This is a genomic window from Paenibacillus sp. sgz302190, assembly GCF_059820445.1.
This window is the reverse complement of the sequence record NZ_JBZYAO010000001.1, coordinates 235,173-260,351: the sequence shown is the minus strand read 5'-3', so window position 1 is coordinate 260,351 and position 25,179 is coordinate 235,173. Positions and strand designations below refer to the sequence as shown.

Sequence of the window (25,179 nt, the reverse complement as noted above, 5' to 3'; positions counted from 1 at the left end):
TCAAATTTACTGAATCGAATGTATGTTCTCACAATAAGTATATCAAGAATTTGGACAGGCATCAACTATTACCGTTCGGCTACGAATGAAGTTCACTTACATAATCGTGGTAAGCATCCGCCAACGTTTTTATGCCGGCCTCGATGCTTTCCGCGCTGACGTAGCTGAAGCAAACTCTCGCATAATTCAAGCCCTCCGCAGCGATATGAAAACTCCTCCCGTCCACAAAGCTGACGCCCCGTTCCTCGGCAAATCGCAAAAACTGGCTCGCATTGAACCGTTCTTCAAACTTGAGCCATATAAAAAAACCGCCCTGCGGCAAATGAAATCCGACATAACTGCCCAAATGCCTCCGGATGGCGCCGGCCATCACGTCCCGCTGGCTGTGGTAATGATCGACCAGCCGCTTCAAATGCGCTTCAAAATCAATGTTATCCAGCAGCATGCCGACAATCTCTTGCGTGAAAACGCCTACGCTGCCTCCCAAGAGCAGCAGTCTTGTTTTGTCGATAATGGTTTTGTCGGCGATAATCCAGCCCAGACGAACGCCAGGCGCGATAATTTTGGAAAAAGTGCCGAAATAAATGACCCGCTGCGGCGATAACGTGTACAGCGGCTGGTTGTATTCGCCTGTGAAATTCAGCTCCATATACGCATCGTCTTCCAAAATCCAGAAATTATACTCCTCCGCGAGCTTAACCAAATGCTTTCTCCGCTCTAGAGACATCGTAACCCCGCTCGGATTATGGAACGTCGGCATCGTATACAACAGCTTGGGAATCGGCTTGTTATGCAGCTTCGCTTGCTTCAGCGCCTCTTCGACCGCATCCACGCGAAGCCCGTTCTCATCGATCGGAAAAGAAGTGATGTTCGCCTCAGCGACGCGAAACGCCTGAAGCGCCCCGAAAAACGAAGGGGCTTCCACCCAAACATGGTCGCCGGGATCGATAATCGCATTCGTCGCAATCGAAATGCCTTGCGTGGCGCCGTAGGTGACCAAAATGTTTTCGTTCTCCGCCTGAATGCCGTGCTTGCGGGCGCGATTTTTGATCCACGCCAATATTTTGCCGGGACCTTCCCCGCCGGAATATTGCAGCGCCTTTCTTCCCTGCAAAGCTATGGCTTTCGAGGCTGCCTTTTCCAGTTCGTCGATTGGAAACAGATCCGGCGCCGCAAATCCGAACGACAAATGGACATGGCCCGGCTTCGTAACGGTCGTGCTGCCGATGGACGGCGTGGCGGGAACGCGTTTGGCAAAAGTTAATGACTCCAGCACATTGGACATGAGAAAGACCTGCCTTTTTCGCAAATTAAAAAGAAGCCAGGGCAGCCTGCGTGCAAAGCACTGCGGCCATCCCTAGCTTCCAGATTACCAGTCAGCTAAATTACAAGTATCATACTTGATTTGTTTTCTCATGTCTAATCGAAAACTTCTATTCAAACCGGCTTTGGATAGAAATTACTGCGGGCGCTTGGTGAACACCTGGAAAGTGACGCCGAACTTGTCCGTCACCATACCGTATGCAGGGCTGAAATGGATTTCGCCGAGCGGGATGTTAACTTGGCCGTTTTGCCGCAGCGCATCATACAACTGCCTGGAATGGTCCGCTTCGTCCACCACAATGCAGATGTTCACCTGCGCTCCCTTTGGATAAGCTTGGCCTGTTAGCGTATCGGAAACCATAAGCTCCGCTTCCCCGATTTTCAGCACGGAGTGGGCCACACGGTTTTTGGCTTCCGCGGGTATAGGGACTTGAGGGTCCTCCGGGCCCTCCCCAAACGTCTGTTTAAAAACGACCTTGGCACCCAGCGATTTTTCATAAAACTCAATAGCTTCGTGGGCATTTCCGTCCAGCATAATAAATGGGACCATTTGCATAATCATCGTCCGACAACTCCTTAAGTTCGTTTTTTTACCGGATGCATCCGGTTGTTCTACTTCTCCATTCTAGCTTATAATAGTGACAAGAACTGTCATAAACTAAAAAACGGAGCCGGCAGTACGGAGGAGCGGAATAGCCCCCATTGATCGATTGTAATTATTTGTATGCTCGTGGAGAACTATACACTTGAACCGCTGCGCGGACAGTGTAAAAAAGGCTGCACACCCGCAGCACAAAAAAGCCGCGTTCAATTTTCGACCAAGGTGATGTCATTATGGAAAAACATGCAATCAGGGAACGATTCAAGTTTTTGAATTTGACTTACGAATCCGTACATTTGGGAGTTTTGCTGGCTATCGTCGGAGGATTTCTGGATGCCTATACTTATATAGGCAGGGACGGGGTTTTTGCTACTGCGCAGACGGGGAATATGGTGCTGCTGGGAGCTGGGCTAGCCAAGGGCGAGTGGGCTCAGGCTTTGCTGCACGTACCGCCTATCATCGCGTTCGTATTGGGAGTGGTAGTGGCCGAGACGCTCAAGCATCCTCGTATCGTACAATTGCTGCGAGACGCGTCCCGGGCCGTGCTGCTTCTGGAGATTGTCGTGCTTGCGATTGTCGGTCTGCTGCCGCCGAGTGTGCCGAATATGGCGGTTTCGATCATTATCGCTTTTGTCGCGTCGGTTCAAATTTCATCGTTCACGAAGCTGATCAAATGGTCGTACAATACGACCGTTACGACCGGGAACTTGCGCACGGCGGCTCAGGCCGCATACCTGGCTATTTTCAAACATGACACGGAAGCCAGACAGCGCTGCATCGGGTTTTTCACGATCATCGCCTCGTTCTGTTTTGGAGCACTCATCAGCACTTTGGCCACTTTACAGTTGGGAGCACGGTCCATTTGGATTGCCGCGGCCGTACTTACGTATGCGTTATTGTTTTTCTCTTCCAATAGCCGGAAAAGCGTGTCAAAAGGATAAGTTCACAGCCCCGAATCAGCCTTCGGTGCGAATGATTTCCAAAGCCTGCTCCATTTTTCGTACATAGGCCTGATCCTGGTTCGAACACATGAATGATATGTCGGTGCTGCCGAGCGCATTCAACTGACCGCTGCTTTCCAATACTTGGATCAACCTTTTTACAGTGCCTGCGCTCCCGTCGATAATTTGGATATGCCCGGGCAAAAGACCGCTTAACAGGCGTTTATAAAAAGGATAATGCGTGCAGCCGAGAACGACTGTGCCGTATGCGCTCAGGTCAAACCCGGAAAGCTTCGCTTTAAAATAATCCTCGACCGTGCGACTGTCGAAATTCAGGCGCTCGCACAACTCGACCAGCTCCGGAAGCGGCAAGGAATCCACGATGCCCTTGTCGTCCGTGCGAGAAATCAGCTGGGCGTAATTCGATTGGCTGAGCGTTAGCTGAGTGGCGAACACCAGCACTCTTTTCCCGCTGGAGCGGTTCATTTCGACCGCCGGTTTGACTGCCGGCTCCATGCCGATGATCGGAATATCGTATGCGCTTCTCAATTCCGCGGCAGCTATGCTTGTGGCGGTGTTGCAAGCGATGACAAGAGCTTTCACGTCTTCTTTGATGATCGTATCCACCGCGTTTTTTACGTGCCGTTTGACCTCGTCCCGCGATTTCGTTCCATAAGGAACGTGGAGCGTATCCGCAAAATATAAAAATTGTTCTTTCGGCAGCTGCTTGACCGCCTCGTGCAATACCGTTATGCCGCCGAGTCCCGAGTCAAAAAAAGCTATTCTCATTGCTTTCACCTTATTATCTAAATTTTGCCTTTGTCTGGCGCTGTTCATTGCAGTACTACTATCTTATATGCATTTGGCGCATCTGTCGAATATGGAATGAACATGAGATAAACCTCTATCGAGGTCTTTCGAAGATGAGCGACCGCGTTTAGAGGTAGGTTTATTCGCCAACAAGAATGTGTTCTACACGCTTTAGCGCTGTAAAGAACTTAAACATTCTTATGTGGTAAAAAGGCTGCTCCCGGGCAGCAGTCGCTGTTCAGGGGCAGCCATCGATATATGCAACGCTATGGCGTTTTGAAGGATTGGATCGCTTGATTCAGCTTGCCGGCAGCTTCAGGGTTGTCAGCAAGCGGCTTGTTCGAGCGAATGGATTGAACGATGCGGTTCAGCAGTTGCTCCGGCATCTCTATGTCGGGCGAAGTGGCCGTAAACGCCGCAATCAGGTTCAATCCGGGCACTACAAAAATTCGCGGTCCTCCCGATCCCGCTGCATAAAACGTTTCGTACGCCGTCCCGCTGCCTTCGGGCAGCCCTTGGACCAAAGGCTTCGTCCACCACAAATAGCCGTACCCTCCCTGCGTTCCGTCGCCATAATTATGTACCACTCGTTTGGTCAGCGACTCCCGGACCCACGATTTGGGAGCGATCGTCGCCCCGTCCCACCGGCCTTCATTCAAATACAGCAAGCCCAACTTGGCCATGTCGCGGACCGTCAACGCCATCGCCCATGCCCCGATGGTGTATCCTTGCGGATCATCGTTCCATTTGACATTCGCAATGCCGAGCGGCGCAAACAAACGTCTTTTCGCATAGTCGAACAACGATTCACCCGTCGCTTTGTGCACAATTGCCGACAACAGATGCGCGTCTCCGTTGCTGTAGTTGAATATCGTACCGGGCCTGTGGCGGGAAGGACGCTCCAAAATGTTTTGAATCCAGTTCGGCGAATACATCATATCGACTGAAGCTTGATCGTTTTCGTTGCTCCATTCCAGCCCCGAGGTCATATATAACAAATGTTTGATCATAATTTCGGCCTTCAACGGATCGCCCGCCAGCTCGGGAAAAAACTCCGCAAGCGTCTGGTCGACGCTTTTCAGCTTGCGCTCGGCAAGAGCGATGCCCGTAAGCAGGGACGTAATGCTTTTCGTTACCGAACGCACATCTTGCGGGACGTCGGCTTGGGTGCCGGCATCGTACGCTTCCGCCACCAGCCACCCGTTGCGCACAATGACTAAACTGTGCACGTTCCGGGTGCGAAATTCCTCGAGCGCATCGGCGATCGCGGCCGCATCCATCCCCTGCGCCTCCGGCGCCGACGTTCTCCAGCCCTCGGTCGGCCAGTAATGACTCTTGTTGGCGCCGGCTTCCGCAAGGCCGGCTGCTTTCGTCAGCGATTTGTTGGCAAGGCTTATATAGTTTTTGTGTCCGCCCTCTGCAGCGACTGCAAGAGACAGGTCCGTTCCATGTCCGATACGTCTTTTCTTTTTGTTCCCCATACCCTCGTACCCTTCTAATTGTAAAATTATTCTACTTTATATAGGCATCTTACTCTTGAGATATGAATTAATTGTGATCTAAACCTTAAAGGAACATAAAAATTAGATGAAAATAACATTAAAATTTTAACATTTCGTCCGAAATGAGAACAACTTGAGGCTGTACTGTGAAAGCTGATTTTCTGGAAATGTCTGCGTAAATGCAGCAAAAAGACGACTCCGATTCATGTTCTGAACGAGAAGTCGTCTTTTTTGCAAGTTTGAATATTTTCTTAAGGCAATCTCCCAAAATGAACCGCTTCCATCGAAACCGGCTGATCATAACCAGTCCCCAGAGCTAACGCATCATTAGCGGCACGCAGAAAGCCTGCAAAAGTCAGGCTGCCCGATAAAATCGTGACAAAGGGCTATGGGAAACAGTGAAGCCCTATTTTGAGGGACAGCCGCTTTTTCTGGGCGCCGCACCTCTCCTTGTGAGGTCGCGGAACTGAACAAAATCGGCAAAAGACACCACCGTGGTAGGGAAAAAACCTGCGAAAGTGCAGTTTTTTTTCTGAAATTGGCTTATTTTGGCGTAAAACCTGCAAAAGTGCAGGAATTTTCGCTAAAAGTGAACCTGAGCCCCTGTCCCCGCTGAAAAGCCTGCACAATTGCAGGAATTGTTCGTGGCCAGCGATCAAGAACGCAAATTCCTGTATTTCTGCAGGTTTTCTTCCTGCAGCCGGGCAGATTGTGGTTATCGCCTCTGACTCGGGGGTTTTTGGGCAGCCTGAAAAGTGCATGTTTTTGCTCCCAGATACGCCTGCCCGCGAATATGCAGCTTCAGCCCCATTTTTGCCGATAATTCCTGCACATTTGCAGGCTTTCGCCAAAACGAACCGTGTTCGCCGAAAATGCCTGTACTTTCGACTTTCGCAGGTTTTTCGGTACCCTGCCGAGCCGAATGGGCGGCCACTTTCAAGGAAGAAGCGCTTTGAATTCACCCGTCACTTGCTGATGTCCTTGATTTTCTTCATATGCCTCTTCGCGCTGCAAATTGAATTTTTCCATAATCGGAATGTCACTGACAGAGAACAAATACGTGTCTTCCGAAGCCGCATGTTCATGCCAAGCCCAGTTCGGCACGACGAGGAAATCGCCTTGCGACCAGTCAAACCGCGTTCCGTTGATGATCGTATGACCGGACCCTTTGAACACCTGATAAATGGTCGAGCTGGTGTGCCGGTGAGCTTTGGAACGGAAGCCGGCCGGCAATTTTTGCAGCCAAGCGGCGATGTTCGGATTAGCCGTTTGGCCATTCGACGGATTGATATATTCTACGGCGTACCCGTCATAAGCATCCGGCTCAAAGCGGCACAAGCTTTCAATGGCTGACACAGTTTGCGACCACTTGTAGCTGCCCAGGGGAGCGATTTTCGGCTTGCGGTCCGAAATCGGACGAACCATGCCTCCGGCATATCGCTGAGCCGTGTAATTATCCGGCACAGACGGCTGTTCAAGCCGTTCCGGATAGCTCTCAAAAAACGTGCCGCCAAGCGCATAAATGGTCGGAATGTCCAGAACATCCATCCAAATCATCGGCTGATCGCCGACATGGCCGTGCCCGTGCCACAGACCTGGCGGCGTGATCAGGAAATCGCCTTCTTCCATGAAAATACGCTCGCCCTGAACGATGGAATACGCCCCGCTTCCCTGCATAATGAACCGAAGCGCCCCCTGGGAATGCCGATGAGACGGCGCGGTTTCGCCCGGGAGCAACAACTGAACGGCGGCATAGAGCGTTTGGGTCGTCGAGGCCCAACCCCAAGGCTGGCGGTACGTCAATCCGGGGTTTTGGAAAAAGATGGCCCTTCTTTCCCCGCCGCGATCCGGCGTGAAAATGTCGCGCGCTTCCATAAGTTTGGTGTACAGCGTCTTCCATTTCCACAAATACGGTACGGCTTGCGGTGTCGGCTGCTTGTGCATCAAAGCCGGGATCGCGTTCCAAAGAGGGCCCAAATGATACCGCTCGATATCTTTGTTAAAATCCTGCACGATTTGACTTTGGAAAAAATCAAGTTGTTCTGCCATTGTCCAGTCCCCCTTATTTATTTGGCTGAGTTCCTTCTTCAAACGCTTTCAGGTTGCGATGAATTTGATCCAGGTGCTTGTCAAGATGTTCAACCAGGAGATGATCGACGATAAATGACATCGGTTTTGTTCCAAATCGAGGATTGCGGCTAGGCGCCTCGGCGTTGAGGTCGGCATCGCTGAGCGAACCAAGCACTTGATGCACATGCTGCTTTGTATTCGCAATACCCTCCGCAACGCTTTGTACGGTGCGGGAGCCCGCCTGATCCACGGCCGCCAAGCGCGCTTCATGCTGCAGACCGCGGCCCCATTCCGCTCCCGGGGCTTTGACCAGCCGCTCGATTTCTTGCAGCCAGTACGTCACCGCTTCTTCCACATGACACAAAATTTCCATGATGGACCATTGATCTGCCGCAGGTTTCCGGCGAATCACATCTTCCGGCAATTTTACAGTTTCGGCAATAATCCGGTCCGTCGCAGCGTGGACGTGCGCAATAGCCTCGTTCATATTCATGTTCCACTACTCCTTGTCTATGTTTTTGACCTGATTCTCAAGTACACCGACGCCGGCGATTTCAATGCGGACAACGTCTCCGCCTTTCAGGAACACCTGAGGATCGCGGGCAACACCTACCCCTCCAGGAGTGCCTGTCAAAATCACGTCTCCGGGCTCAAGGGTCATAAGATTCGACAAAAACTCCACCAAATAAGGGACCGTAAACACTAAATTCGCCGTATTCGTATGTTGGCGTTCTTCTCCGTTAACCTTGAGCACGACTTCCAGACCGGAAGCGTCATTCAGCTCATCGCGAGTCACCATCCATGGCCCCATCGGAGCGCTGCCTTCAACCGTTTTGCCTTGCAGCCATTGCAGCGTTCTTCTTTGGAGATCACGATACGTTACGTCGTTGACGATCGTATAACCGGCGACATATTGCAGCGCATCCTTTTCGGAAACGTTTCTGGCGCGCTTGCCGATGACAAAAGCGAGTTCGGCTTCATAATCAAGCTGTTCGGAGATCGGGTAGAAAGGAATATCGTCCTGAGGACCGATGATCGTATTTGCGAACTTCGCGAAGATGACAGGGTACGAAGGGAGCTCGCGGCCCATTTCCAAAATATGCTCGCGGTAATTGTGGCCGACGCAAATCATTTTTCCCGGGTTCAAAACGGGAGCCTCCAGCTTTACATCCGACACGCGATGGACGACCTTATATTTAAAATTGCCGGAGCTGTTGCGAACGAACTCGACTGCCTTCACAGCCAATTCCATACTTTGCTGCCCGCCTTGCAAAAATTCAACCATGTTGGCAGGAATAAACGCCTCGGCGATTTGCTGCGCGCGTAGCTGTCCCTCGGCTTCGAGCTGCGACAAGTAGGCATAATTCAAATCGATGACCTTGTCGTCAAGGATACAACCGATTCTCTTGTACGTTTCGTAGCTAAAACTTACTAATTTCATTTAAAATTCTCCTTTAGCAATGATTTTTTTAATAGATATTATAAATATAGAGAACTTATTTCTCTTATTATAGAATTAGAAGTGGTGTTTTTGTCAATACTGCTTTTCGTCGTAGTTCCAAAATAGGGTTGTCTATTATGAAGTTTGACACTTAGCCGAAATGGCCTTATTATCGAATTGGCGAGTGGGCATCACTAAATTGAACTCGGTTTTGGACAGGTGAGGAAAGATGGAGGATATCAAAAAAGGGACGGTTATCCAGTCCCTGCAAGTTGGACTTACGATTTTGAATTTAATTGCCAAGCATGGACAGCCCATGTCTTTTACGGACATATCCGAAAGGCTGGATATTACCAAAAGTAATTTGTACAAATATTTAAATACGTTTTGCCAAATGGGTGTATTGTACCGCGATAAGAAAAACGGTACATATATTTTGGGCAGCAAACTGATCGAATATGGGATGACTGCGGCTAATCAGGAAAATTTAGTGGACCGCGTTACCCCGTATTTGCACGAAATAACCCGGGAATGCAACGAAACGGCGCTGCTATCCGTGTGGACCGCGAACGGACCGGTGGTGGTGCAGCTTGTTAGCACAAGCCAGGGGTTTAACATCGGGGCCCAGTTGGGAACGAACCTGCCTCTTCTCTCAGCGGCGGGGAAAGTGTTTGCGGCATTTGCCGACCCGGTTTTGATCGAGGAATGGAAAAAAAGCGAGCTGCAAAAGATCCCTTTTGACCGGCGAAAAGAGATGGATAAAGAAATTGAGGTTATACAGGCGGAGAAAATCGCTTTCGCGCGGGAGCCGCTAGTTCCGTCCGTTTCCTCCGTATCCGTGCCGATTATGAATTATAAAAATCAGCTTTTAGGCGTACTGACCGTTGTCGGCTTCAATCATACGATCCCGGATCGCGCCGACGAACAATTGAGCCGGTACTTACTGAAAATGGGACAAGAACTTTCCGAAGGATTCGGGTATTCGTTATAAAAGAATCTGAGGCTGGCGACCCGGGTCAAATCGCCTGTGAAGTCTCGACAGGGCTGGGAGCTAGTGGGATAACACGCGCCGCTCCACCGGGGTAGTTCGTGGAACCGCGTAACTGGGCAGGCAGCAGCTTGGCAAAGAGAAAACCTGCAAAAGTGCAGGTTTTTTCTTCGAAATTGGTTCATTTTGGCGAAAAGCCTGCAAAAGTGCAGGTATTTTCGCTGAAAGTGAGTCTGAGTCCATGTGTTCGGCGAAAAGCCTGTACTTTTGCAGGAATTCAGCGTGGCCAGCGGTCAAGAACGAAAATTCATGTATTTTTGCAGGTTTTCTTCGTACAGCCAGGCAGATAGTGGCTATCGACTCTGATGTAGGGGTCTTGCACAGCCTGACCTGAGGCCACGCCTCAGGTCTTTTTGCGCTTCATGCATTACAGCCGGCTGACACGCCTGCCCTTCACCAAATCCACGCCTCTTCTGTCGAAGGCCAATGAACGCCATCCTCCCAAGCCAAAACGAACGATTCGTACCTGCGCTGCTCAGGACACGCATCCAGCGGGCCGAAATACCGCCCGATCGCTAACTTTTGCGACTGGTGCGCCTGCAAAGCTTTCGCTTTGACGGGCCAATAGGGCTTGGAATCAACGGTCAGTGACGCGCGGCGCCCTTGTTCCAGCAGCGGATTGGACAGGACGTAGTACAGCTTTTTAACCGAAGGGCACCTTCCCTCCAGCACTGCTTTTGTCACTATGCGCGAGATAGCCATGTGGTCCGGATGATAATTGCCCCCATCTTCAGGAAACGTAACCACAACCTGCGATTCGTGGACATGAATAAAGTCCGCCACCCGCTGCACAAACGTTTGTTCCTCTACCGTATTCAGCTTGCCATCCGGGTAGCCCAGAAACTGCAGGGCGGACAAACCGAGAATTTCGGCTGCCGTCCGCATCTCCTTCTCACGGATTGCGGCCAGTTCCTCATCGGTGGCGTGGTTGTAGGCCCCATTCTTTTTCCCTGCCTCCCCATTCGTCGCCTGCAGAAGAACGGGTTCGTTCGCCCCATCGGCAAGTTTGCGGATCAGCGCCGCACAAAGAAACGACTCATCGTCGGGATGGGCAAAAATAAACGCAACGGGCTTAGTCATTTCGGCAAGTCTCCTTTTTCATCTGCTGGTAGCAAATCTCCTTTTTATTTTAGCGCATTCCGGCTGCTATGTGTACAGCCCTGCCCGCGATGAAAATTCAAGGAATTGCTTTTCACCGTCATGGACAACCTACCAATGAAACGGGTTCAACCACAAATTCAACCGTCAAGGAGGCCGAAACCCGATGATGCTGACCGTCTTGCTTTCCGTGGCTTTCATCATCGCCGCCGTTGCATTTATTATGACCGTCGCAGTCATGCGCAAACAGCAAAACGATGAGCTGGACAAAGGAATGAACCTCACCTCGGTGCGCCATCCCTTTATAGCGAATCCGATTTTTATCGCGCTTGTGCTGTTTCCGTTTGCCGTCGTTTTGGGCGCGGCGATCTGGATGTATTATTTCCGCTGATTTGGAGGGGCAGACATGGACAGGGACAAATATTACGTATCCGTTCAATCGAGAACGATTATGCAAAATCAAGGCGACGCCGCGTACGAATTGGATATCCTCGCTACGCCCGAAGAGATTGTGATGCTTCAGGAATTGTTTGTGAACGAGGAAGATTACGATGAAGCGACTTTTTTCAGAACGCATGCGGCAGCCGTTCCTTACCATCACGATCACGACAATGACGGCCATGACGCCAGCCTGAAAGACATTTATCAAACACTGTACAACCTGGGAACGGCGGAGACGAAAGCTCATATCGAGCGCATGGGAATTTTAAGCGATTGAACATTCGCGGCTTATTTCATCCAACCGGGCGCCCACCAATTCCATTTGCCGAGCAGCTTCATTAAGGACGGTACCAAAATCATGCGGACCACCGTAGCGTCTATGAAAATAGCGGCCGCAATGCCGACGCCCAACTGCTTGACTCCGGCAACTTCTCCGAATGCGAACGGTGCTGTCACCGCAATCATAATGGCCGCGGCCGAGGTGATGATTTTGCCCGTTGAAGCCAGTCCTGTCCTTACTGCGAGGTCGTTGTCCGGCTGGCGGCGGTAGGCCTCGCAAATGCGCGATACCAGGAATACCCCGTAATCCATGCTGATGCCGAAAACGAGCCCGAAAATAAATACGGGAATCATAATGGCAATCCGGTCCGGTTCCATCCCCAAATGACCCTCCTGGAAAATCCATACAAGAATGCCAAACGAGGCTCCTATGCCGAGCAAGTTCATGACAATCGTTTTGAGTGGAATAAGAACGGAGCGGAAAGCGACAAACAGGACAACGAAATTGGAAATAAAAATAAATGCGAATACTTTCCCGATATGTTCAAAAATAGCGTCAAAAACTTCCTGCTCGTACTTCGGCTCCCCGCCAATAAGAAAAGGAATGCTTCCCGCCTTCCCCTCCTCCTCCCACTGCCTGACCCAATTGAGCGTTGCCGGCGCAGCCCGATCTCCTTTTAACATGACATGAATCAGGACGGGAATCTCCCTCACGGTAGGTCCGGACATCGCAGGCCAGCCGGGTGAAACGAGCTGCGCCCGCTGCACGTACGGGTCGCTTTCCAGTCTGCGCAGCAACGCGTCAAGCTTGCGCCGCCCGTCCTCCTGCTTCAAGAAGCGCGTGCTCTCTTGGACGGCGATATAAACCTGCGAAGTGACAGGCGAAGCAAAATGCGCTTGATACGCTTCGGCGGCCGCGCGGGAATCGTAGCCTTTCGGCAAGGAAGCGGCGTCCGGAATGGCGACCTTCATTTGGCTTAAAGGCAGGAAGCATGCGAGCAGCAGCAGCGAGGCCAGAATGGTTGATCGCGCCGGCTTTTTCATGGCGTACAGTGACAATCTGTACCAAAAGTTCGCTTTTCCCGGCCTGGCAGCGGGCCTGCTTTCCGCTTGAATCGCCGGCCATACAAACGAAAACAGCGCAGGCAGCAAAGTGAACGTCAGCAGCACCGACACGGCGAGCACCGCCATCGCGCCTAGAGCAACCGTAGCGAACATCGGCAGCGGGATAAACAATATCCCCGCTAAACCGAGAAATACGCATGCTGAGGAAAATAACACGGCCTTCCCCGCTGTACGCGCGGTGGCGAGAAACGCCTGTTCCGGAGCGGCGTGCCTTAGCTCCTCGCGAAACCGGCTGACCAGAACTAGGGCGAAATCAATGCTGAGCGCCAGGCCCACCATCGGAATGACATTCAGCACAAAATTGGAAACTTCAATCGCCGTGCCGATCCTGTACATCAGCCCCATGGTGACCGTCACTCCGATAACGCCGGCGATTACGGGAATCATCGCGGAGACGATGCCGCCAAAAGCGAGCCACAATATACAAAAAGCGGCCGGAATGCCAATCAGCTCGGCGCTCAGCAAATCGCGCCGGCTGGCCGTGTTTACATCGGCCTGCACCACGGACTTCCCGGTCACCGTCACGGTGATGGAAGACTGCTTCGGCAGCCGCCGATGAATGTCATCAAGAACCGGTTTCATTTCATACGGCTTTTGCTGAAAGCCGAGAAGCGCGTAAGCGTAATTGCCGTCAAGCATGTCCGGCTTTTCCAACGGCGACGCGGCGAAGCTCAAACCTTCGATTCCGTGAAGGCTCAGCATCGTTTGCCGGATGAACTTGCGGAATTGCTCACCGGAAACGTGCTGCTGTTTTTCAAACACAAGGATAACAGGCTCTTCGGGAATGTGGAAATTAGCGGCCAGGATGCGCTGAACCTGGGCATAGGAGCCATCCGGCCGCAAGCCGTGATCTTTCAGGACGGAAGCCAGTCTGGGGGCGTCCTGACCGACCAGCAGCAGGAGCAGCACCCACAGCACGACGATGCTTTTCGGATATCGCAGCGGCAGAACGGCAAGCTTGCGGAAGCCCATATCCGCGCTCTCCTACACATCTAACTGCCGGTTCGGATTGCTTTCTTTCAACCGGGTCCTCTGCACAAAGCCCGACGCCAGTCCCGGCGCGGCCTGCGCAAGTCCAAGCAAAACCCGCGGCATGACCGGGACGCCCAGCAGCCGGTGCACAAGCGTTCCCCACCGCAGGGGGCCCGCGAATTCCCGGCGGACGGACGCCGCGTAATCGCGCTGCCAGTCCGTGAGCGAGATCGCTCCCCGCAAAAAGCGGTCGGCATACGACGCGCACACCTCGGCCGAGCGCAGAGCCATCGACATGCCGTCGCCGCAAAGCGGCGGGATCATCGAGACTGCGTCCCCTGCGAGGGGAATCTCGTCCCACGCAAGCGGTTTGCTGCTCAGCTCAACCGGCGCAACGGCCGCCTGGGTTCCCGCAACCGGAGCGCCTTGCGCCAGCTTTTCCCGCAGCCTCGGATTGCGGCGGGCGGCAACTTCTATCATCGCCGGAATTGTTTTGTGCGCGTTGTCGGCAACGCTTCTTGCCAGCAGCGCCGCGACATTGACGAGTCCGTTCTCAACGGGTGAAATGCCCAAGTACCCGCCGGAAAAAAAATAGAGCTCGATAACCGGCTCCATGTCGATTCCGCTATAGTGGGATTTTACACCCACATAGGCATGTTTGGCGGAAGCGGCGGGCTTCCGGCCCGGCAGCCCCTTAGCGCCACACGCGGCGATGACGATCCGCGCCCGAAAGACGGCAGCCGCCTTGTGCCGGCGCGCTTCAACCGTGTACCCTGCGGCATCGGGGTACACGTTCGTTACCGTCGTCGCGGTGTGCAGCCGCACGCCCGACCTTACCGCGGCGCCGTGAAGCGCGGAGTCGAGCGCATACCGGCTCACGCCCCAGGCGGTGCCGGGCAAAGCAATGCCCAGCGGGGCGCCGCCGCCGGGGATCAGACTCGCCCGATGAATCGGGCGGGGACAAAGCGCTTCCACGGTCTCGCGCAGCCCGAGAGCCGCCAGCGTGCTTTGCGATTCCGGGGACAGAAATTCCCCGCAAACTTTATGGCGCGGAAACAGCCGGCGGTCGATCAGCACCGTCTCCCACCCTTTGTCCGCGAGAGCTTTGGCCAGGCTGCTGCCGGCAATTCCCGCGCCCAGAACCGCCGCATCGTAGTACCCGTTCATCGTCCTCAACTCCGTTGAATGAATTCACGTTTTTCGAATGACCGCCACGTATCGGAACAGCGGCCTCCAGGCATAGAACAGCTCGGCTGCGTCCAGCGCTTCTCCGAGCTTCTTCCAATCTTCGGAACGAAACCCTTTGGCTACAGACAAAGGCCCGTCATGAACAATGTACCGGTTGCCGGAAACGATTCGCGCGGTCAGCCATACCGCAAACCACGGAATCCAGTGCCGGTGTATGTCATTGATCACCACGCCTAATCGCGACGCTCGGAGCATGCTTCCCACCGCCACAGGCAGAACGCCTGCGGCAAAATGGTGCGCGAACTGCGTTCCCGTGACCACATCTGCGCACGCCGCCTCAAGCTCAAACAAATCGCGGCGCACAACCCGAACGCGCGGTTCGCTGCGAAAAAGCCGGCTGGCCTCTTCGCACGCCTCTTCCGTAATGTCTGCGAGCGTAATCCGCAGATCGATCCCGCTGCTGTCCGCCCATCTCAGAAGCTGCCGATTCACATCGCCCGACCCCGATCCGATGTCCAATATGGATAGCCGGCTCGGTTTATTCGATTCCGCCCATAATCGCCGTATCCCGTAAAGGGCGGGGCCGGCGGCGCCGAAAATCCGGTTCAGCAATCGCAGATCGCGCAATGCCTCTTGAAGCTCGGAGCCCCCTTTGGACAGGTCGTCCATCAGCTCGGGCTCCTCGGCCCGCCGCCGCAGCGGGCTAAACATGTGCGGCACCTGTCAGCCGCCTCGGGATAACTGGGCTCGGAACATAGTCGAACCAGAGCAGCTCGGCGGTAAGTCCGGGGCCGAAAGCAAGCGCGATGCCGCTGGCCGGTCCTGCGCCGCGGTTCGCCAAGTCCCGCTTCATTTGCTGCAGGACGAATAAAATCGTCGCCGAAGACATGTTGCCGTAATCGCGAAGCACCACCCGGCTGGGGCCTGCCTGCTCGTCCGCAAGTTCAAATACGTCCTGCAGCGTATCGACGATGCCCCGGCCTCCCGGATGAATTGCCCAAAGATCCGGCTTGCGCTTGCCATGCAGCAGCAGCTCCGCCTCTGCAGGAATGAATCGGCCGATCAGTTTGGGAATATGCGGCGAAAGGTATAGATCGAAACCGTAATTGCCAACCTCCCACACCATTTCGCCGGCGGAGTCCGGCAGCAGCACGGAATGCCCCTGGCCCAGCTGAAAAACGCCTCTGTGATGAGACTCAGCAGAGCCGATAATACAGGCGGAAGCTCCGTCGCCGAAAAACGATGCGCCGAACAGCGCTTCCCGCGTGCCGGAGGGCTGCATATGCAGCGTACACAGCTCCACGCAGACGACCAGTGCTTTGGCTGCCGGATCGCCGGAAACGATGTGCCCGGAAAGGGCGACGGCCTTCAATCCGGCCGCACAGCCCAAAAATTGCAGCGGAATCCGGGTCACCGTGGCGCCTAGCCCCAACTGCCGGACGAGCTCCGCATCGAGGCCCGGCAAAAACTGGCCGGTGCAGCTGACCGTAATCAGATGGCTTATCTCCGAAGCGTCCGTTCCGCTGTCCGCCATAGCTTTCCGGGCGGCTTCCAGTGCGAGCGGAACGGATTCTCTCTTATAAACTTTCATTCGTTCGGCGGTTGTCGGGACGTCATCGAACGAGTCGCGGGGCAAATACCGGCATTCGGCGGCCGATTCGAGCAGGTTCGGCTCGCACGTATACCGCGTCCGTACCCCGCACTGCTTAAAAATCCGCTTCGCCCAGCGTACGGAATCGGGGTGATTTTTCAATGCCTCGGCCAATCTGTCGGCCGTATCCGACTGATCGATACGATACGCCGGCACGGCCGTCCCTATTCCCAGGACCGCAGTGATGGGAGCTTGCTTTTCCATTTCCAACATCCATCTCCTCCCGCAATGTGCGACGTTCTCAACTGGGACAAGTGCTGCCGCTTTAACCATAACTATTCCCGTTTGCTTCTCAATATGACTGACGTCTGCCGCCGGGCAGAAATAAAGAGCCGCTCTGTAGTCAGAGCAGCCCTTCGATCCGGACGTCACGAGGATTCGACGACGGTTTGCAGCGGCTTTTTCGCCGGCCCTTCAAGCACGTCTCCTTTATAAGAAAATCTGGAGCCATGGCACGGGCAATCCCAGGAACGTTCCCCCTGGTTCCATTCGACTTCGCATCCCATATGCGTGCATGTCGTGTCTACCATATGCAGCCCGCCTTGCTGATCCCGGTACGCTCCGGCTCTCTTGCCGTTCACCCTCACGACGGCGCCTTCGTCGGGCTCCAGCTCCTGCGGCGTCCTGTGAACCATCTCCAGCTTGCCTTCGACAAGATGCTTCGCCACGTCCGCATTTTGCACGATGAACGTCTTCAAATCCGGATCGGCATGAAATCTGGCCGGTTTGAAAAGATCGCGGTACGGGCTCCCTATGCCCGTTATCTCCTTTTCCAGCAGCAGCGCCGCCGCAGTTCCCGTAGTCATGCCCCATTTCTTGTAGCCTGTCGCAATCCAAATGTTTGCTTCGTCCGAGCCCGTCTTTCCGATATAAGGGAACTTGTCCAGCGTAACTAAATCTTGAGCCGACCAGCGGTAGCGGATTTCCTTCAACGCAAAATGATCTTCGGCAAAATATTGCAGCGCCTCGTAATGCTGCATCGTGCAGACGCCTTGCCCCGTTTTGTGGCCTTCGCCTCCGATGAGAATAAGCCTTTCGCCATTCACCGTGGCCGACCGGATAGATCGTTTGGGCGCTTCCGCGCTGATGTACATACCCCCCGGATAGTCTGCGCCGCTTGTAATCCCGAGCACGTAGGACCGCTCCGCATGCAGCCTCGCAAAATAAAAGCCCCCTCCGTCGTAAAATGGAAAGTGGGAGCACGAAACGACATGATCGCAGGTGATCTTGTGCCCCTCGTTCGTCACTACCGACGCGGGCTTCCCTTTTTCAACGGTTGCGGCAGCCGTAAGTTCGTAAATTTGGCCCCCTTGTTTGACGATCTGGTCGACCAGATGAGTCAAATACGGCACAGGGTTGAACCTGGCCTGATTGTTCATCATAACGGCGGCTTTGACGCCGAAAGGCAGCGGGGTCTGTTCCGTGTACGAGCCCGGGACCCCGAGCGATTCATAGGCTTTCATTTCGGCTTGCAATTGCGGCACATACTCGTCAGAATTCGTATATACATAAGCATCTTCCTCGGAATAATCGCAAACAATTTGCCGCTCCTGTACCGTTTGCCTGATGAATTGCATAGCTTCCCGGTTCGCCTCGTAATAGAGCTTTGTCTGCTCCTGGCCGAAATGGGCGATAAATTCGCTATACACCAGGTCATGCTGGGCGGTAATCTTGGCCGTCGTGTGTCCTGTCGTGCCGTTCAATATTAGCCCCGCATCGATCAAGGCCACTTTGAGCCCCTGCCCCGACAGCAGGTAAGCGGTCGTGATCCCGGTAATTCCGGCTCCGACGATCGCCACATCCACGCTGATGCTGTTCGTAAGTTTGGGAAAGCGCGGGATGCCTGAGGAGGTGATCCAGCACGATTCCGGAAATTGCGGGAGGGTGGATGGAGAAATCTGTTGTTTGTCCATGAATCTTCCCCTTTCTTCCTTTTGAACATAATATCACCTGTTCCGGTTTTATTATGCATGTGCCGGGGCGGTGGCAAAACGCAAATAAACCCGCCCCGGTTTGAGGCGGATTTCATGATTATCCAATGTGCATCTCTTTGGCGAACATGCGGACGGCTTTAAGCCCCATAAGCGGCGGCTGCACCGTGCTGAGCGGATTGAACGATTCTTCGATCGTTTTCGTCTTTCCATTTGTTTTGTGCGAAATCGTAGCTGAATATTCGATATTCGAGGCCAGCCATTTCGTGGCGGGGTCTTCCAGCTCGGGGGTAACCTCGAACGATACTGTGCTAACGTCCGGCCTTTTCAATGCGACCGCCAGCCCCTCCTCAATCTCCATCATTCGGGTGTTCGCTTCCTCCGTACCAAGCACCAGATTGCTTGGAATTTGCGGCTTGCCGGTCCCTCCTCCAAAACGGTGTGCGATAAGATGAAGCCACTCCCATTTGCCCGCATGCCCAAGCCCAAGCTCTGCGGCCACTTCGTTCGGCGACGATTGCATCGCTTCGATTTGATCGGGCTTGCGGTCACGCCCTTTCCAATAATTAAGCGTTTTGGATGTGGCGGTCCCGTCCATGCTTCCCTGGGATCGCTTGCTGCCGTCGTTCTTCGTCTCTTGGCTTTTTGCGCCATTCTGAAGTCTCGTAGCCAGGTCGGCCGGAAAATCGGCAGCATCCGCTCCACCCGTCTTTTTCCGATAGACCGTGTAGCCGAAGCCGCTGACATGATCCACTTCGTACTCCATTAAATCGATATCGTCAGGATCATCTGTCACATATTCTGCGCCGACCTCATCCTTCAGCGCGTCCGTATCCAGATTGCCGTCATCGACAAGAATCATAAATGAATCGTCGTCATCGTCAAACCGGCCGAAAGGATTCCCCTGAGCGGGAACTTCTTTGGGAGCTCCGATATCAATCTTGTTAAAGTCTTTTCCTTTCAAAATATAGCTTTTGGGCATTTCCACATGATAAAATTTGCCCCCGGTTTCGCTGTCTCCGGTATAAAAAGGAATCGTATACATGCTCTTTACTTTCGATTGAAAAATGCCGCGCCTGCTCGCTTCTTTCGGTCTCGCCACCGACGCATTCTTCGTAGGAAGCTTGAGCAGCTTCGGCGGGCTCTGATTCTCGTCAATAAACAGCCGCAGCTCCAGAAGCTGATCCGTAATTTTTTGAGCTTCCCTTCTTTCCCGCATGCGGGCGTCTCTTCTTTCCTTTTCTCGACGTTTCTTTTTCTCATCCCGGCCGGTGCCTCTCTGCACATCGCCGCCCGAACCGGAGCTAATTCCGGGATAGTTACGGCTGGAATCGGCGCCGAACAACCGGGACACCGCCTGATTTCCGTAAGTACGCTGCAATTGAAGAACATGAGCTGGTGTCCAGGAAGCGGAGGAGAAGCCTCCGCTCAATAATTCTTTGCCATCTTCGGCCGAAACGGCAGTCTCTTCGCTTTTTACGCCGTCCCTCCGCTGCGTGTCGTTATGTTTGCTTACCGCCTGCCTGTTCACTGACACGAATTCACTCCTTCCAGTCATTTCCTCTCTTTGTTATTGTAAAAGAGTTCTCTCAAACCAACAATAGGAAGGGGCTCTCATGCTTGCCCGCAACGATGATTACCGGATCAGTTCTTCCACGTAAAACGTTCCTTGTCCGGTGCGTACCCGGTACAGCTCGTCAAATCCTTCGTCAAACCGAGGCGCCTGAAGTTGTTTCATCACGCTTTTAATGCCAATTTCCGGAATCCTTTCTTTCCCGCTGCGCACTTCATTTCTTTGGATCGACTCCGCATAATCAGGTTCAAAATAGTAGCCAACAACTCGAAAATCGTGCTTTTTTGCAAGTTCGATATACTTTCGCCTGTCTTCAGCCGCAGGATTGGTGTTATCTATGACAAAAGGCTGCTTGGCTTGAAAAGAGGCGTTAATGTATATGTTCTCCCTGTGCCGGGTCCGCAGCATGTCCAAATTAATTCGCATATGAGTTTGAAACAATCTTTCCTTGCAAAAAGTCGACTTCCCGGAAGCCTGCAATCCCATCAAAATTACACACTCCAAGGTCACTCATCCTTTTCCAGGTATACATATTGGTTGATATAATCCCTGTTTTGCGAAAAAAACGGAGTATCTTCGTCAACCTCCCACTTGCTTCTCTCCGCGCCGCCTTTCAAATAGAGCTGTTTCGTTATGCACACGCCTCTTTTCTGCCACACGGGAAGGTCATTCCAGTTCATCCCTTTTTCTGTAAAAATCTTGTCCTGGAGCTGCTTGCCGCTTAATCCTTGCAACTCGCTATGAGGAAAGTGAGCTTGCGCAACCATGGAAATACTATTTTTCGCAGCATCCTGCTGCCTCCAAAGAAAGTAATTGGTGACCTCATCGGCCGGCAGCACCCATGCCCTGCTGTCAAAAACCGCTAATTCCTTATGCGGATACGACTTTCTGATTTCCTCATTGAATTTGGCTGTCGCGAGCGATGCGGAAACGGAAACTATTTTCTGTATGTTGTTATCGAACCAAGATTCTGTCGTGAGCTTATCGTAGTTGGTAAGCAAAATGGAAATTTCATCGCTTTGATGATAAACCAGTTTGCAGCCCATAATATTGGCGGCGAGAAATTTACATGTCTCCCACAATGCTTTAGTCAAATGCTCATCAAAAGGTTTGGCAAGCCCTCGCGTAAAAGTATGGAAATGGCAGCCATCGATTCTTAATATAACAGGCAGACGCCGCGGCAAACTGTGCCGGAACGCATTTTCGTACTCCTTCATTCGATTTCCAAAATCATCCTTTTTCATTCCCTTGTCCTCTCTTGTTTGTCCTATTTGAAATGAACGTTATCATCCATTATAACAACTTTTTCCAATGCGCGCCTCTCTCTCTACTTTCGTTGCAAAACGGCGGAACCGTTTCATTAAGCGGTTTGCTCCCCAAGCCAAAAAGCCTGCGATTATGCAGGCTTTCCGGCATCCTTTCTCCGGCAAACAATTTGTCGGGATCATTGCGTATGAAGCGCAATGGCTTCAGGTGCGTAATTTATATTTGCCGGTATTTTCAATTCTCAACCGGACGTCTACGGAGCGCAGTGAATCCATTTGCAGAGGGAATGAATCCGAATCGAAAAACTGCTTCCACTTCACGGGATTGCGCAAATACAAAGCATGGCCGAGTTGATAAATATCAACATGACGTTTCAACCCTTCATTATAGGTTGTATAAATTTCCTCGACAATTTGTTGCTTTGCCATTTCTGTAAGTTTTTCTTCGCTTATGTTTTGTGCTAATTCGTTTATACTGCCCTTGAGGCTGATCCGGATCGTATAAGATAATATATTTCCCTGAACAATCGGTTCAATATGAACCTTCGGTTTGTTAATGACAATGGTTGCAACAATATGACCATCTTTTTTGATGACTACTGGTGCCCGTTCCGTCTTGGAACTGACCCATCGCAAGCCGATCAGGTCATCTTTCGAGAGATATCCGCTCATTTTCTTGCGATCCATGAATATACAGCCAACTGTCTCTAATAACTCGTGTTTTTTAAGATTATTGCTCCATGATGTTTGGTTTATTGAAAGAGATGGAAGCCATGCGATCCTCCCTTGTTCATTAAAATATGAAATAAAGCGTTGAAATTGGACAGGAACAATATACGAACTTTGTTTAAAAGTACCTCTGGGCTCGTGGAGAATAGACGAAAGCGGCGATTCGTTAAAAAATGGAGTCGTGCTAAGCAAAGCTTCGATTGAGTCGCGAGTGCTGTAGACCCATTTGGTATAGCGGAGTTCTCTGTAGCGATTCGTCAAATCGAACGCGACCTCCGGCCCATGTTTCAAAACCGTTTCACTATAAATGATCGCGTTGATATGGGAATAGAACATCAACTGTTGAGAAGATTGGTATAATTTATCCAGAGCATCGTTTAAAGAAGCGCCAACGTGTTTGCCGACCCAAACATTCGCTTTTTGAACCGGCTTACCTCCTTCTTGTTTGGCTACGCTTGTAAAATCGAACATTTGTACGTATACAATGTACTGATCTTTTTTATAATCCACGCCTAAAGCTGTAATGTAGTTGATGTCTTGAATTTCTTTCGCGTCCCAGCATCCGGAGAGTGCACATGTCATAACAGCCAAGGCTAACGCGCGCAGTATTCGATACTTGCTCATGGTTGGTCCGGTCCCTTTCTTGTCGGATCTTGCGGACTGAGAATAGCGGGGCGCTTGGAAAGCCGCCGCCGCGTTGTCGCCATCACTCCCTGCATCGCTTCTTTAAAAGTTAAAGGTGAAACCGGGGATAAATAAGGAAGACCGAAAGACCGTAACGTCGCCAAATGCAATACAAGAAGGATGACGGATATGATAAATCCATACATGCCCAGAAAGGACGAAGCGAAAAAGCAGAACAATCTTATCCAGCTAGCCGCACCTGCAAGAACTTGGTTAGGTATCGTAGAAGTAGCTACGGAAGCAACGGACGCGATGACCAGCAAGGTCGGCGATATAATTGCAGCTCGAATTGCCGCATCTCCGATGACAATACCTCCGACAACGGTCAGTGTTTGACCGATCGTTCTGGGCAACCGGGAACCCGCTTCGCGGAACATATCCAGAAGAAAAAGCATGAAGAACATCTCCATGGCCGCAGGCATAGGCAGACCAATGCGAGTTTGCGTTATCGTGGCCAGTATCGGGAATGGAAGTTGATCCAGATTAAATTGGGTTAAAGCCAGCCAAAAACCGGGCAAAAAGAAAGCAACGAGCAAGCCGAAGATCCGCATTACTCGGCCCGTGGCTGCAATCCAAAAGGGAAAATGCGCGTCCTCGGGGCTTTTCAGCACAAGAAATAAATTTGCAGGAGCAATTATCGCCAGAGGATTTCCTTCCACTAACAAAATGAACCTGCCCCGAGTCAAGCAATCGACAGCAAAATCGGGTCTGCCTGTGCTAATAAGTAACGGAAATACGGTGAATTTCCGCTCACTGATAAACTCTTCCAGCTGTGCGGCGCTGATAAGGGCATCCACGTCGATTTTTTTTAAACGGCTTTGTATTTCCTGGATATACTCGGGATTTGCAATATCGTGAACGTACAGCAAGCCTACCTTTGTCGCGCTCCGCTTGCCGATCGTATATTGTTCCAGAACAAGAGATTCCGAACGAAACCGATTTCGAATAAGAGCCAAGTTTGTACTGTAATTTTCTACAAACCCGTCCCGGGGTCCCTGGATGGATATATCCAATGCAGACTCCTCTGGAATCCGTTTTGGAATATCAGCCACGTTTAAAATAAATACTTGTTTTTCCAGTTCGTACGCGAGAACAAGCTCTCCCGAGAATATGTGTTTCGACAAATTGGCTGGTGTCACAGCCTGCTCAAACAGTTTGGATTGCCCGGAAATATCCGTTATTTCCTGATGGGGATTTGTTTTATGCAATGCCGGAAGCACTATCTCTTTAATTTGGTTATGGTTGCACAAGTTTTCACAATAAATCAATAGGATTGAGGCGTCGGAACTTAACTTGCGATTCTCGATGATGACATCCGGGCAATCGGCAAACCATTCGTGAATTGTTTTTTCATTCCATTCAGTGTTTGAACAGTGCATATCGGAATGTGCCGTGAAATATTCACTTTTCAAGAGTAGGTCCTCCTTGCGGTTTGACGAAAAATGAATACACCCAGACGATCAAGGATACTCCTACCCATACAGCCACACTTGCAGGTAAAAAATAAGCCGTTAGCAATTTCAAACACAAATTGTCCGACAAAGGCCAAAATGCAAAACAGAGCATGACGATACCCGTTATTGTCAAGAAAGCAGTCTTCCGTCCGTTAAAGAATTGGGACAGGCATTCGGCAATTAGCCATAGAGAAAAGGCAACGCGCACAAAAGCGCCGGACAGCCATTGATAGATCGACAGAAAATCCATATGTGAAATAAATCGGCCGATCTGAACGATTCTCCACTCTTCGTATGCAGGAAATCGCTGCTTGGTTGCTTCAGGAGTTCCGAATTCGGCAATGGCACCCGTCAATGGACCTATAGTCAAACCTGTGAGAATAATGACAAGGACAATAAGGGCAGGATAACCGATCTTTCCGAATACTCGATGCTGCAGCAAAACAATGAGAAATAATTCGCTTAGACCGCTTCCCGCATATATGATTCCCTGGATTACGGGACGAAAACCGTTCAATAGAACCGGGCGTAACAACGTATAGTCTTTGTGAGGCATATTTCCAAACATAACAAAATAACCGAAAACTACGACGAAAGGCAGCAGTATGCCCGTTGTTATCGCCAAAGCCTTCAATCCTGACTTTGCAGCAATGAACCCGGACAAAACCAAGATGAAAATAATAACCGACGACGGGGTTCGCGGCAAGTAAGACACATGAGTCCATGTTACCGTCTCTTTGAGGGTACAAGCCCCCATTCCGAACAAAGCCAGAAGTAAAGGAAACAGCAATATCAATGACCAATACCCCCAACGATGACGAATCCACTGTAAAAACGAACGATTGTCGATAACACGATTCACGCGTATCAAAACAGGCAACCATATCAAACAGCAAATCATGGCAATACCGACAGCAATCCATGCGTCTTTCCCCGAAACGTTCAATAATATCGGAATTACCGTGACATGATTCAACAAACCTGCCGACATCGTTAAGATCATAACAAGTTGGAGAACCGAAATGTTGTTGGTTTTCATACATGATATCCTTA

Annotated in this window: 23 protein-coding genes; 4 read left to right on the top strand and 19 right to left on the bottom strand. The window is 51.7% G+C overall.

The genetic code is table 11. The features are described 5' to 3' along the window. Nucleotides 1-79: 79 nt before the first annotated feature. Nucleotides 80-1,285 carry an aminotransferase class I/II-fold pyridoxal phosphate-dependent enzyme gene (locus tag AC6RNO_RS01275; protein WP_497104280.1) on the bottom strand — a complete coding sequence of 402 codons (1,206 nt, stop codon included), beginning with the start codon at nt 1,283-1,285 and terminating at the stop codon, nt 80-82. A gap of 174 nt (nt 1,286-1,459) precedes the next feature. Beyond that, nucleotides 1,460-1,885: a VOC family protein gene (locus tag AC6RNO_RS01270; RefSeq protein ID WP_474680849.1), complete on the bottom strand. Its 426-nt coding sequence runs from the start codon at nt 1,883-1,885 to the stop codon at nt 1,460-1,462. A 272-nt stretch (nt 1,886-2,157) separates the two neighbouring features. On the opposite strand from AC6RNO_RS01270, the gene AC6RNO_RS01265 reads away from it, so the two are divergent. Beyond that, nucleotides 2,158-2,865, top strand: coding sequence for a YoaK family protein (locus tag AC6RNO_RS01265; protein ID WP_488436550.1), 708 nt, complete (start codon nt 2,158-2,160; stop codon nt 2,863-2,865). 15 nt (nt 2,866-2,880) lie between these two features. Here AC6RNO_RS01265 and murI read toward each other — a convergent pair whose 3' ends face one another. The 5 genes from murI to AC6RNO_RS01240 form a co-directional block, all read right to left on the bottom strand. Continuing rightward, nucleotides 2,881-3,654, bottom strand: coding sequence for a glutamate racemase (murI, locus tag AC6RNO_RS01260; protein WP_497104279.1), 774 nt, complete (start codon nt 3,652-3,654; stop codon nt 2,881-2,883). A 287-nt stretch (nt 3,655-3,941) separates the two neighbouring features. Beyond that, entirely contained in the window at nt 3,942-5,156 is a 1,215-nt protein-coding gene (locus AC6RNO_RS01255; protein ID WP_497104278.1) for a serine hydrolase, read from the bottom strand. Between the two features lie 957 nt (nt 5,157-6,113). Continuing rightward, nucleotides 6,114-7,226, bottom strand: a complete 1,113-nt coding sequence (locus AC6RNO_RS01250) for a cupin domain-containing protein (RefSeq protein ID WP_497104277.1) — start codon at nt 7,224-7,226, stop codon at nt 6,114-6,116. A 13-nt stretch (nt 7,227-7,239) separates the two neighbouring features. Continuing rightward, a complete protein-coding gene (locus AC6RNO_RS01245) occupies nt 7,240-7,740 on the bottom strand; it encodes a DinB family protein (RefSeq protein WP_497104276.1) in 501 nt (166 codons plus the stop codon). Nucleotides 7,741-7,746: 6 nt separating this feature from the next. Further along, nucleotides 7,747-8,688 (bottom strand): fumarylacetoacetate hydrolase family protein, encoded by a 942-nt coding sequence (locus AC6RNO_RS01240; RefSeq protein ID WP_497104275.1) that lies wholly within the window; start codon nt 8,686-8,688, stop codon nt 7,747-7,749. Nucleotides 8,689-8,917: 229 nt separating this feature from the next. Here AC6RNO_RS01240 and AC6RNO_RS01235 point away from each other — a divergent pair, with 229 nt between their 5' ends. After that, nucleotides 8,918-9,679, top strand: a complete 762-nt coding sequence (locus tag AC6RNO_RS01235) for an IclR family transcriptional regulator domain-containing protein (RefSeq protein ID WP_497104274.1) — start codon at nt 8,918-8,920, stop codon at nt 9,677-9,679. 450 nt (nt 9,680-10,129) lie between these two features. Here AC6RNO_RS01235 and AC6RNO_RS01230 read toward each other — a convergent pair whose 3' ends face one another. After that, entirely contained in the window at nt 10,130-10,816 is a 687-nt protein-coding gene (locus tag AC6RNO_RS01230) for a PIG-L family deacetylase (protein ID WP_497104273.1), read from the bottom strand. Between the two features lie 184 nt (nt 10,817-11,000). Here AC6RNO_RS01230 and AC6RNO_RS01225 point away from each other — a divergent pair, with 184 nt between their 5' ends. Further along, nucleotides 11,001-11,225, top strand: a complete 225-nt coding sequence (locus AC6RNO_RS01225; RefSeq protein WP_474680840.1) for a hypothetical protein — start codon at nt 11,001-11,003, stop codon at nt 11,223-11,225. Nucleotides 11,226-11,240: 15 nt separating this feature from the next. Further along, nucleotides 11,241-11,552 (top strand): hypothetical protein, encoded by a 312-nt coding sequence (locus AC6RNO_RS01220; protein WP_474680839.1) that lies wholly within the window; start codon nt 11,241-11,243, stop codon nt 11,550-11,552. Nucleotides 11,553-11,563: 11 nt separating this feature from the next. Here the strand turns inward: AC6RNO_RS01220 and AC6RNO_RS01215 are convergent, their stop codons facing one another. The 11 genes from AC6RNO_RS01215 to AC6RNO_RS01165 all read right to left on the bottom strand — a co-directional run bounded on the left by AC6RNO_RS01215 (nt 11,564) and on the right by AC6RNO_RS01165 (nt 25,165). Further along, nucleotides 11,564-13,651, bottom strand: a complete 2,088-nt coding sequence (locus AC6RNO_RS01215; RefSeq protein WP_497104272.1) for an MMPL family transporter — start codon at nt 13,649-13,651, stop codon at nt 11,564-11,566. A gap of 12 nt (nt 13,652-13,663) precedes the next feature. Further along, entirely contained in the window at nt 13,664-14,818 is a 1,155-nt protein-coding gene (locus AC6RNO_RS01210; protein ID WP_497104271.1) for an FAD-dependent monooxygenase, read from the bottom strand. Nucleotides 14,819-14,842: 24 nt separating this feature from the next. Continuing rightward, a complete protein-coding gene (locus tag AC6RNO_RS01205) occupies nt 14,843-15,550 on the bottom strand; it encodes a methyltransferase domain-containing protein (protein WP_497104620.1) in 708 nt (235 codons plus the stop codon). Continuing rightward, entirely contained in the window at nt 15,543-16,694 is a 1,152-nt protein-coding gene (locus AC6RNO_RS01200) for a type III polyketide synthase (RefSeq protein WP_497104618.1), read from the bottom strand. The genes AC6RNO_RS01205 and AC6RNO_RS01200 overlap by 8 nt, the downstream gene beginning before the upstream one ends. Nucleotides 16,695-16,858: 164 nt before the next feature. Continuing rightward, nucleotides 16,859-18,403 carry an FAD-dependent oxidoreductase gene (locus tag AC6RNO_RS01195; RefSeq protein WP_497104270.1) on the bottom strand — a complete coding sequence of 515 codons (1,545 nt, stop codon included), beginning with the start codon at nt 18,401-18,403 and terminating at the stop codon, nt 16,859-16,861. Nucleotides 18,404-18,521: 118 nt separating this feature from the next. Then, nucleotides 18,522-19,958, bottom strand: coding sequence for a hypothetical protein (locus AC6RNO_RS01190; RefSeq protein ID WP_497104269.1), 1,437 nt, complete (start codon nt 19,956-19,958; stop codon nt 18,522-18,524). Nucleotides 19,959-20,057: 99 nt separating this feature from the next. Beyond that, nucleotides 20,058-20,498 carry an AAA family ATPase gene (locus tag AC6RNO_RS01185; protein ID WP_497104268.1) on the bottom strand — a complete coding sequence of 147 codons (441 nt, stop codon included), beginning with the start codon at nt 20,496-20,498 and terminating at the stop codon, nt 20,058-20,060. Between the two features lie 2 nt (nt 20,499-20,500). After that, the gene (locus AC6RNO_RS01180) at nt 20,501-21,238 is read right to left on the bottom strand and encodes a tRNA(His) guanylyltransferase Thg1 family protein (protein ID WP_497104267.1); all 738 of its coding nucleotides are present in this window, start codon (nt 21,236-21,238) and stop codon (nt 20,501-20,503) included. 225 nt (nt 21,239-21,463) lie between these two features. Next, nucleotides 21,464-22,612, bottom strand: coding sequence for a Ger(x)C family spore germination protein (locus AC6RNO_RS01175; protein WP_497104266.1), 1,149 nt, complete (start codon nt 22,610-22,612; stop codon nt 21,464-21,466). Beyond that, a complete protein-coding gene (locus AC6RNO_RS01170; RefSeq protein ID WP_497104265.1) occupies nt 22,609-24,084 on the bottom strand; it encodes a spore germination protein in 1,476 nt (491 codons plus the stop codon). The genes AC6RNO_RS01175 and AC6RNO_RS01170 overlap by 4 nt, the downstream gene beginning before the upstream one ends. Continuing rightward, nucleotides 24,074-25,165 carry an endospore germination permease gene (locus AC6RNO_RS01165; RefSeq protein WP_474680830.1) on the bottom strand — a complete coding sequence of 364 codons (1,092 nt, stop codon included), beginning with the start codon at nt 25,163-25,165 and terminating at the stop codon, nt 24,074-24,076. Before AC6RNO_RS01165 ends, AC6RNO_RS01170 begins: the two co-directional genes overlap by 11 nt. Between the last annotated feature and the right edge of the window lie 14 nt (nt 25,166-25,179).

What these genes read in the sequence shown, in the direction of transcription:
- AC6RNO_RS01175 (WP_497104266.1), bottom strand. Translation starts at nt 22,612, where the DNA reads ATGAGCAAGTATCGAATACTGCGCGCGTTAGCCTTGGCTGTTATGACA.
- AC6RNO_RS01210 (WP_497104271.1), bottom strand. Translation starts at nt 14,818, where the DNA reads ATGAACGGGTACTACGATGCGGCGGTTCTGGGCGCGGGAATTGCCGGC.
- AC6RNO_RS01195 (WP_497104270.1), bottom strand. Translation starts at nt 18,403, where the DNA reads ATGGACAAACAACAGATTTCTCCATCCACCCTCCCGCAATTTCCGGAA.
- AC6RNO_RS01225 (WP_474680840.1), top strand. Translation starts at nt 11,001, where the DNA reads ATGATGCTGACCGTCTTGCTTTCCGTGGCTTTCATCATCGCCGCCGTT.
- AC6RNO_RS01230 (WP_497104273.1), bottom strand. Translation starts at nt 10,816, where the DNA reads ATGACTAAGCCCGTTGCGTTTATTTTTGCCCATCCCGACGATGAGTCG.
- AC6RNO_RS01265 (WP_488436550.1), top strand. Translation starts at nt 2,158, where the DNA reads ATGGAAAAACATGCAATCAGGGAACGATTCAAGTTTTTGAATTTGACT.
- AC6RNO_RS01275 (WP_497104280.1), bottom strand. Translation starts at nt 1,285, where the DNA reads ATGTCCAATGTGCTGGAGTCATTAACTTTTGCCAAACGCGTTCCCGCC.
- AC6RNO_RS01235 (WP_497104274.1), top strand. Translation starts at nt 8,918, where the DNA reads ATGGAGGATATCAAAAAAGGGACGGTTATCCAGTCCCTGCAAGTTGGA.
- AC6RNO_RS01270 (WP_474680849.1), bottom strand. Translation starts at nt 1,885, where the DNA reads ATGATTATGCAAATGGTCCCATTTATTATGCTGGACGGAAATGCCCAC.
- AC6RNO_RS01255 (WP_497104278.1), bottom strand. Translation starts at nt 5,156, where the DNA reads ATGGGGAACAAAAAGAAAAGACGTATCGGACATGGAACGGACCTGTCT.
- AC6RNO_RS01250 (WP_497104277.1), bottom strand. Translation starts at nt 7,226, where the DNA reads ATGGCAGAACAACTTGATTTTTTCCAAAGTCAAATCGTGCAGGATTTT.
- AC6RNO_RS01165 (WP_474680830.1), bottom strand. Translation starts at nt 25,165, where the DNA reads ATGAAAACCAACAACATTTCGGTTCTCCAACTTGTTATGATCTTAACG.
- AC6RNO_RS01240 (WP_497104275.1), bottom strand. Translation starts at nt 8,688, where the DNA reads ATGAAATTAGTAAGTTTTAGCTACGAAACGTACAAGAGAATCGGTTGT.
- AC6RNO_RS01205 (WP_497104620.1), bottom strand. Translation starts at nt 15,550, where the DNA reads ATGTTTAGCCCGCTGCGGCGGCGGGCCGAGGAGCCCGAGCTGATGGAC.
- AC6RNO_RS01200 (WP_497104618.1), bottom strand. Translation starts at nt 16,694, where the DNA reads ATGGAAAAGCAAGCTCCCATCACTGCGGTCCTGGGAATAGGGACGGCC.
- murI (WP_497104279.1), bottom strand. Translation starts at nt 3,654, where the DNA reads ATGAGAATAGCTTTTTTTGACTCGGGACTCGGCGGCATAACGGTATTG.
- AC6RNO_RS01180 (WP_497104267.1), bottom strand. Translation starts at nt 21,238, where the DNA reads ATGAAAAAGGATGATTTTGGAAATCGAATGAAGGAGTACGAAAATGCG.
- AC6RNO_RS01245 (WP_497104276.1), bottom strand. Translation starts at nt 7,740, where the DNA reads ATGAATATGAACGAGGCTATTGCGCACGTCCACGCTGCGACGGACCGG.
- AC6RNO_RS01215 (WP_497104272.1), bottom strand. Translation starts at nt 13,651, where the DNA reads ATGGGCTTCCGCAAGCTTGCCGTTCTGCCGCTGCGATATCCGAAAAGC.
- AC6RNO_RS01220 (WP_474680839.1), top strand. Translation starts at nt 11,241, where the DNA reads ATGGACAGGGACAAATATTACGTATCCGTTCAATCGAGAACGATTATG.